The organism is Calderihabitans maritimus (assembly GCF_002207765.1).
GTDB classification, from domain to species: Bacteria; Bacillota; KKC1; order Calderihabitantales; family Calderihabitantaceae; genus Calderihabitans; species Calderihabitans maritimus.
Genome location: NZ_BDGJ01000197.1, coordinates 81,659 through 88,855, shown reverse-complemented (window position 1 = coordinate 88,855; position 7,197 = coordinate 81,659). Strand labels below are relative to the sequence as shown.

Sequence of the window (7,197 nt, the reverse complement as noted above, 5' to 3'; positions counted from 1 at the left end):
CCGGCCTAGCCATGGCGGATGCCGGCTACCTGGTACCCGGCGGGACAGAAAAAGAATTTTTGCCCGTCCTGGCGGAAATTGCCGCCAGGGAAGGGGTGGACGTAATCCTGCCGCTGGCTACCTACGAGCTCTGGGCTCTGGCCGAGGCAAGGGAGCGGCTGCCGGTAGCGGTAATGGTGTCCGGTATCGAATCCATCCGCACCGCCAACGATAAGGGGAGATTGTATGAAACCTTAGTCAAGCGGGGGTTGCGTCGGTATGTTCCCCGTTTCTTGCGGGTGACCAACTTCATGGAATTTGAAAAAGCCGTAGAACGTCTGGGATACCCGGAGCGGCCCGTTTGCTTCAAACCTCCGGTAAGCAAGGGGAGCCGGGGCTTCCGCATCCTGGACGCTCGAAGAGACCGCCTGTGCTTGCTCCTTAATGAAAAGCCATCTTCCACTTACCTTTCCCGGGAAGAGTGCGCGGCCATCCTGGGTGGGGCGGCAGATTTCCCGGAGCTCCTGGTCATGGAGTACCTGCCGGGGCCCGAGTACAGCGTCGACTTGCTGGCTAAAAAAGGAGAGCCGCTGGTAGCTGTTCCCAGGCTCCGGGAAGAAACCCGGGGAGGTATTACCTTCCGGGGAAGGGTGGAGCACAAACCCGATTTGATAAAAGCGGCGGGGGAAATATCCCGGGCCCTGTCCCTGGAGTACAACATCAACCTGCAGTTCAGGTACGATTCCGGCGGCAACCCGAAGCTCCTGGAAATCAACCCCCGGGTGTCCGGGACCATTATCCTCTGCTTGGGAGCCGGGGTTAACCTTCCCTACCTGGGGGTAAAGCTGGCCCTGGGAGAAACGCCCGACATTCCGACGCCCCGCTGGGGGACGGCCATGACTCGCTACTGGGAAGAGGTATTTTATGACCCGGACGGATCTCCCTATTTCCTTTAAATTCTGCCCGAACTTGCTTCAGAAAGGTGATGGGTGTGCAATCAAATTTGCTTGAACAAGAAGTGGACCTGAGAGAGTATGTACTGATCTTATGGCGCCGGAAATGGCTGGTTACAGGTATTTTTCTGGCCGCAGTGATTTTGAGTGCCGCGATCAGCACCTTATTGCCTCCGGTGTACGAGGTATCCGCCACCCTGGCTTTGGGCACCTATGACCACCCGGTATATACCCAGCCTACTAGCGTAAAGGAAATACTTACCAGCGACGACACGCTACGGACGGTCATTGAGCGGCTGTGGCTGGACGTTCCGGCGGAAGCGTTTCCCGCCTTCAAAAAGAAGATTTCCGTGAAGGAGATCAAAGATACCAGTTTTCTCCGCATTAAAGTATTGTACGAAGACCGGGAAACGGCGAAGGCCATAATTCAGGAGATGGTTAACGTCCTCCGGGAGAAAAGCTCCCACATTTACGAGGCCCAGCGGAGACTGGTAGAGGAGCACCTGAAGCGGCTGGAGCAAAAGCTGGGAGAAACGGAGGAAGAGGTGGATCTGCTGGCCTCCTACCGAAACGTTCAGAAAGAACTCCTGGACCTGCAGGACGCCCAGCTGGTGGAGCAGCCCATTACCCCGATATACCCCGTCAGGCCGCGGAAACTGCTGAACGTCACCGTAGCCGGTATTTTGGGTCTCACTTTGGGTATATTCATGGCCTGCTTACTGGACTATTTTAAGAATAGCCCTGAGACCGGTGAGCAATCATAGAAGGGCCTGCTGAGGAGAGCACATTCATGATTATCCGGAGTAAAGCACCATTGCGCATTAGTTTTGCCGGCGGCGGTACCGATGTGCCGCCATACCCGGAAGAACACGGGGGAGCAGTGCTTTCGGCTACCATTAATAAATATGCTTATGTCAATATCATACCTGATAACAGGACCGTGGTTAACGTTACCTCCCTCGACTATGAGCTGAACATAAAATATCATCTACCTTCTGCGGTGGTCTATAACGGGAAGCTCGACCTGGTGAAGGCTGCCCTGAAAGTTATGGGAGTTGACCGGGGAGCTAAAGTTTACCTGCACAGCGATGCCCCTCCCGGTTCCGGATTGGGGTCTTCCTCCAGCATGGTGGTTGCCCTGGTGGGGGCCATACGGCACTGGATGCAAAAACCTATGACCGCTTACGAAATCGCCCATACCGCTTATGAAATCGAACGCCGGGAACTGCAAATAGCCGGTGGTATGCAGGACCAGTATGCAGCCGCTTTCGGAGGTTTCAACTTCATAGAATTCTTTAGAGATTCCGTAGTGGTTAATCCTCTGCGCATACGGCCGGAGGTAATGAACGAGCTCCAGTACAACCTGTTGCTATGCTATACCGGCGGGATCAGGCTGTCGGCGAACATCATAGAGGACCAGGTTGGCCGCTACCGGAAAGGGGCTGCGCAGACGGTGAAAGGCCTGGCGGAGCTAAAAGAAATCGCCTACCAGATGAAAAATGCCCTGCTGGTAGGGAAGCTGGATAATTTCGGAGAGTTGCTGCACCAGGGATGGCTGAGCAAGAAAAAACTCAGTTCCAAAATCTCCAACCCGCGCATTGACGAGCTTTATGAACTGGCCCTCAAAAAAGGTGCCCTGGGCGGAAAGCTGTTAGGGGCGGGAGGGGGAGGTTACCTGCTGCTCTACTGTCCCTACACCCGGAAGCATGTAGTAGCCGAGGCCCTGGAAACAGTGGGCGGAAAGCTTATAGACTGGAACTTTGACCTGCATGGACTGCAGTCATGGGTAAGCTCGGAAGGGAGAATTGAGGGCATGATATGAGGAGGAATAAGATGAAAGGCGTGATTCTGGCCGGGGGAACGGGTTCCCGGCTCTATCCCCTAACCAAAGTTACCAACAAGCACCTGCTGCCGGTAGGATATTACCCGATGATTTATCATCCCATTTACAAGCTGAAGGCCGCCGGCATCCGGGAAATCCTGATTGTTACCGGGCGAGAGCACCTGGGCGACGTGGTCAACCTGCTGGGAAGCGGCAGGGATTTGGGTCTGGATTTTACTTACCGGGTTCAAGACAGCGCTGGCGGTATAGCCCAGGCGCTGGGCCTGGCGGAAGAATTTGTGGGCGGGGAGAAATGCGTGGTTATCCTGGGCGACAATATCTTTGAGGATGACCTCTGCGACCATGTAGAGCAGTTCTGGCGCCAGGCAGAGGGGGCAAGGGTCCTGCTGAAAGAAGTTGATGAGCCGCAGCGGTATGGGGTGGCGGAAATCGAAGGGGACCGCATTATCGGCATAGAGGAAAAACCTCGGAAACCGAAGAGCAACTACTGCGTCACGGGGATCTACATGTACGATCCGCAGGTTTTCGAGGTTATCAGAACCCTGAAGCCTTCCTGGCGGGGCGAGCTGGAAATCACCGATGTCAACAACGCCTATGTCAGGCAGAATACCCTTACCTACGGCACACTGAGGGGATGGTGGACCGACGCCGGTACTTTTGACTCGCTCCTGCGGGCCAACGAGCTGGCGAGACAGCCGTCGTATCATGCCCGTATGGAGAGAGTTATGGGGACGGACTGATGAGCTGTAGCGGAAAAAGGTAGAACTGTGTTCGGGGATGGATGTCGGTTGTTACTGAAATTTTGGCGGGTGGGGGATGAAACATTGCTTGAACACGTGGTTAAGACGACCGCTGTTTGTAGAATATGCAGCAATAGTTCTGGAAACGAGTTTTATGAAGTAAAGGAAATGATGTTCGGGATCGGTGATAAGTTTAAGTATTTTAAGTGTTCCGAGTGCGGATGTTTACAAATACTAGAAATCCCGGAAGAAATACACAAATATTATCCAAGTAACTACTGCAGCTTTACAGATCCTCAAAGTACAAAAGGGTTGTTACACGGATTTAAACAGTACCTGAAAAACCTGAGAAATAAGGCCATAGTTTCCAAAAGAGGATTTTTAGGCAGGTTGCTACAGAGGGTTTTCCCCAATCAAGTGATGGAATTGATAGCAAGAAGTGGAGTAAACAAAGATTCAAGAATTCTCGATGTCGGTTGTGGCTCCGGTAAGCTGCTGCTGGAGCTGAGAAGTATTGGATTCACAAATCTGTTGGGGGTAGACCCATACATAGAAAAAACCATTGACTATGGTAATGGTCTCCAAATAGCAAAATGTTCAATTATAAAACTTGAAGAAGGCAACTGGGATTTAATAATGTTCCACCATTCACTGGAACATATCCCCAACCCGGAAGATACTTTAGTTAAAGTTTCACAACTACTGTCCCCCGAAGGGAAATGCCTAGTGCGAATTCCGGTAGTAGATTCGTATGCTTGGAAGAACTACGGTGTAAACTGGGTTCAATTAGATGCCCCGCGGCACCTATTCTTACATTCCAGACGTAGTTTAGATATCCTGGCGAAAAAAGCCGGGCTAAAGATATACGAGGTTGTGTTTGATTCATGGGAATTCCAATTTTGGGGCAGCGAACAGTACGTGCGCGGAATTCCCCTTTGTTCTAGCCGGTCTTATTCTGTAAGTCGTAAAAACTCCATATTCTCTCGCAGGGACATCAGATATTTTCGCCAGAAGGCTAAAGAACTCAATGAAACTAGGCAGGGTGACCAAGCGGCATTCTTTCTGAAGAAAATCTGAGAGAATTGTCTTGCGCCATGGAGGTGAATATGAACGGAAACCACGAGAGTAGAAGGCGGCCTGAAAACTTTTCTGACAGATCTGGGGGCCCTGGGTATAGCCAACGCTATTGGGCTGATGGCGGCTGTATTACGGGCGGTTATTGTTCCCAAGTATCTTTCCGTTAGTGATTACGGCTATTGAAAGAGTACTACTGTTGGGAGGTGGAGTTTTCGGATGGTGAAGAGCGAAAATCTAAACAATTTTCCCGGAGTAGCGATTATCGTGCTCAATTGGAATGGCTGGCGGGACACGATTGAATGTTTAGAATCCCTGCAGCGGTTGACGTATCCCAATTATCAGGTAATCGTGGTGGACAATGGTTCGACTGATGATTCGATAGAGAAGCTCAGAGCCTGGGCGCGGGGAGAGATTGTAGCAGATTCCAAATTTTTTACGGGCCTAGGTCCAAAACCGGTAACTATTATTGAATATAGCCGCACTCAGGCGGAGCTCGGTGGCGAGAAATTGAGCGAAGCGCAGAGGGAAAAAATACCTTCGTCGCAGCGGATTGTTCTTGTCCGCAATTCGGAAAACCTTGGGTTTGCGGCAGGCAACAACGTGGGTATTCGCTACGCCTTGAAGAGAAATTTTGATTACATAGCCCTTCTCAACAATGATACGGTGGTCGACCCCCAATGTATGACGCATCTCGTGGACACCCTGGAATCCCGCAGGGAGTGGGTGGTCGTCAGTCCCAAGATTCTTTACAAAGATGATCCCGGACGCATCTGGTATGCCGGGGGAAGCTTGAAGCTCTGGAGGGCCAACGCCGTACATACGGGGATCGGGCGGAAGGATGACCGTTCGTGGTCGGGTGCCCGTGAAACAGGGCATTGCTCGGGCTGCTGCCCGCTGGTTCGGAGAAGCCTGTTTGAGACCGTCGGGCTCCTGGATGAAGACTTTTTCTTCGCCCATGAAGATGTAGCGTTTTCGTCTGTGGTAACCGGACGGGGTCTTAAGATGGGGGTTGATCTGGATGCTAAAATTTACCATAAATCGGGCGGAAGTAGCGGCACGGGTCATCCTATTTATGTCTACTATTATAATAAAAACCGGTTGCTTATCTTAAAAAAATACGGTTCACTAGTTGAAAAAGTCCTTGGCTTTTCCTTCTACGCTTTGACCCGACCCTTTAAATTTTTATTATCGCTGATCAGGGGAAAAGCGATTTGCGTTGGAGCGGAGTTACTGGCTATTCGCGATTTCCTTCTTGGTCGCTACGGGGAGCACGACAGGTGGAGGGCGAATTCCCATGGCTAAACTGTTCATTTTTATCAGTTTCCTGCTTTTATTTGGTCTTTCACTGGAAAGTATTCCTCTGCCCATAACGGCTCAGGTCAGTCCCCTGACCAGCCTGCTGGCCGTTTTCTTTTTACCTCTGGCCGTTACCCGCCTGCGCGTGACCCCTCTCCTGAAGGCGGTAATCCTTTTTGTCGTCTATGTACTCATCCATTCGGTAATCGCTCTCTTCATAGACGTGATCATACTGGAGGCGGGAGAGCTCCGCGTGCTGGCCTGGGCCCGGCAGATGGCGGCCTTGCTCGCCGGTCTGGCGGTATTTCTGGTCCTGAGGAAAACACTGGTGAGAGTCTCGGACCGGTACACGGTCGGAGCTGTGGCGGCCGGGGCGCTACCCGCCCTGGCGATGGCCCTGCTCAACGTGATATGGGGGTTGACCGGGAGCGCCCTGGCCGGCGGGATCGTAACCGGTATCCGGACCGTGTTGGTCCCCCTGGGTTATACGGCACCGGTCAGGGCCAGCGGCCTTTCTCTGGAACCGTCTCATTTCGCCTTTTACCTGGCTATCGTAGTTTTACCGGTTACCTTCGTAGCCTTCGCCGTATCGAGGAAGTCTTGGTGGTGGTTGACCTTTCTGGCCTGTACTTTAATCGCTTTTGTATGGACGGTAAGTATTACCGGTTTGATGGTCATGGTCGGCTTTCTGCTGGCCGGGGTACTTGTCGGCCCGGGACGCCGGCTGTACGCCGTCACGGGAATTGTTCTCCTGGTGGCGGTGACGGGATATGCCGTCCTGTTTCCCCATAATTACGCAGCCGGCCAGGTGCAGAGCTTTTTATCGGAAGACTGGACTATTTCCATTGTCAACCGTTTTTACAGCACCTGGGGACCGGTGGCCAGCGCGTTGTCTTCTTACACCCTGCTCGGTTACGGCCTGGGAGGGATGTCGACCCATTTCAGCGAGGTTTTACCCGCCGTGGCCCAAGTCGATATTGCCGCCGTTTCCTGGGCCGACATGCCCACCCTCAAGACCCTGGTAGGGCGGGTACTGGCCGAAACCGGCCTGGTCGGCTTATGGCTCTTTTCCGCTATCATCCTCACCGCCCTGCAGCAGGTGAAAAATATGCGGCGGCACCGCTCCTGGCGGTCGAAAACTCCTCTGCTCGCCGCGGCCGGGCCGGCCCTCTCCGCTTTTCTCTTAATGGCGGCAGCAGGGCACGGCTCCTTTGCGCTGCCCTATTTCTGGTTCTGGCTGGCGGTGATTGACTCCAGGTATCTCTGGAAGCAGGCCGGCGCCGGCCCCGCCGGGCCGTAACATGCTTTG

The 7,197-nt window shown here is 53.0% G+C and carries 7 protein-coding genes; all 7 read left to right on the top strand.

Annotation, left to right across the window (positions count from 1 at the left end; translation table 11 throughout):
- The coding region (locus KKC1_RS14285; RefSeq protein ID WP_088555093.1) for an ATP-grasp domain-containing protein at positions 1-935 on the top strand (935 nt) is incomplete at its 5' end.
- Between the two features lie 47 nt (positions 936-982).
- Entirely contained in the window at positions 983-1,696 is a 714-nt protein-coding gene (locus tag KKC1_RS14280; protein ID WP_192868274.1) for a Wzz/FepE/Etk N-terminal domain-containing protein, read from the top strand.
- A gap of 26 nt (positions 1,697-1,722) precedes the next feature.
- Positions 1,723-2,754 carry a GHMP family kinase ATP-binding protein gene (locus tag KKC1_RS14275; protein ID WP_088555091.1) on the top strand — a complete coding sequence of 344 codons (1,032 nt, stop codon included), beginning with the start codon at positions 1,723-1,725 and terminating at the stop codon, positions 2,752-2,754.
- A gap of 11 nt (positions 2,755-2,765) precedes the next feature.
- Entirely contained in the window at positions 2,766-3,515 is a 750-nt protein-coding gene (locus KKC1_RS14270) for a sugar phosphate nucleotidyltransferase (RefSeq protein WP_088555090.1), read from the top strand.
- 84 nt (positions 3,516-3,599) lie between these two features.
- Entirely contained in the window at positions 3,600-4,592 is a 993-nt protein-coding gene (locus tag KKC1_RS14265; protein ID WP_202820105.1) for a class I SAM-dependent methyltransferase, read from the top strand.
- Between the two features lie 216 nt (positions 4,593-4,808).
- Complete coding sequence (locus KKC1_RS14260) at positions 4,809-5,894, top strand: glycosyltransferase family 2 protein (protein WP_088555089.1); 1,086 nt, start codon at positions 4,809-4,811, stop codon at positions 5,892-5,894.
- Positions 5,887-7,188 (top strand): hypothetical protein, encoded by a 1,302-nt coding sequence (locus KKC1_RS14255; protein ID WP_088555088.1) that lies wholly within the window; start codon positions 5,887-5,889, stop codon positions 7,186-7,188. Before KKC1_RS14260 ends, KKC1_RS14255 begins: the two co-directional genes overlap by 8 nt.
- Positions 7,189-7,197 lie beyond the last annotated feature (9 nt).

Bases quoted from the DNA above. Each gene is read 5' to 3' on its own strand.
- KKC1_RS14275 (WP_088555091.1), top strand. From the start codon at position 1,723: ATGATTATCCGGAGTAAAGCACCATTGCGCATTAGTTTTGCCGGCGGC.
- KKC1_RS14270 (WP_088555090.1), top strand. From the start codon at position 2,766: ATGAAAGGCGTGATTCTGGCCGGGGGAACGGGTTCCCGGCTCTATCCC.
- KKC1_RS14260 (WP_088555089.1), top strand. From the start codon at position 4,809: ATGGTGAAGAGCGAAAATCTAAACAATTTTCCCGGAGTAGCGATTATC.
- KKC1_RS14255 (WP_088555088.1), top strand. From the start codon at position 5,887: ATGGCTAAACTGTTCATTTTTATCAGTTTCCTGCTTTTATTTGGTCTT.